The 943-nt window shown below is 62.5% G+C and carries 1 pseudogene; it reads left to right on the forward strand.

What is annotated here, in order from left to right:
* Nucleotides 1–436 (forward strand): annotated as a pseudogene (locus AC0L3P_RS39850) (integrase core domain-containing protein); the annotation flags it as partial.
* Nucleotides 437–943 lie beyond the last annotated feature (507 nt).

Below are 943 nucleotides of genomic sequence, written 5' to 3' on the forward strand. Positions count from 1 at the left end.
TTGCGTGTCGGCCCTTCCGCATCCTCAACATCGTCGGCGACGTCCCCAAGGAATGCCTGGGCGCCATGTCGGACACGTCGATCTCGGGGCGGCGCGTGGTCCGCTAACTCAGCAATCGTCGAGCGACGCCGCAAGCCAGAATGATCGTGTCCGACCATGGCACCGAGTTCACCTGCAACGCCATGCTTGCTTGGAGCAAGGACGCGGCCATCGACTCGCACTTCATTACTCCCCGAAAGCTGATGCAGACGGCTTCGCTGAAACGTTCGCCGGGCGGAGCGTGACGAGTTGCTCAACGAGCCCCTGTTCTTCGATCTCGACGACGCCCGCACCAAGATTGCCAATTGGGTCGCCGACTACAATCTCCAGCCTCCCCACTCGTCGCTGATATACTTGACCTCCGCGGCCTACGCCGCCCACCTTGCCGCAACGGACCATCGGCTGCGCAACCCGGACCAGCTCCGCCGATTGCCCGCTGCTCAACCCGCGCCACTTGGCGTACAAAACCCCGAGACTCTGACTGCCGCTGACCGAAAATTCAGTGGGCGTCACGTTGGCGTCAATGATGACGGCCCTCATCAAGCCATCGCGGTTGCCGCGCGCCCCCTTCAGGATTTGGTCCGTTCACGCGTGAAAAATGGGACTGCGCGATGGATCCTCAAACGCGCAAGAAACGGACTCGTCGTGTTCCAAGCAAACCCTACAGACACGCCACTCGAGCCGGTTGGCTCCTCCGTGGGTCCTCTAGAAGCGCGCGTATGCGCGCTGCGATCTTCCGTGCCTCCTCAGGCCCGGGGTCGAGCTTCACGCAATCGAGGATGTCTAGTACCGCCTGGGCCTCCTCAGCATTAAACGTCGCGACCTGTCGATCTGCCAGGCTCAAAGACTGATCGGCCGCCCGGGCCTGATTGGCTGCAAGCACCGCAAGCGCCTGCGACCGCAG

It is taken from the genome of Bradyrhizobium sp. WSM4874 (assembly GCF_055811835.1).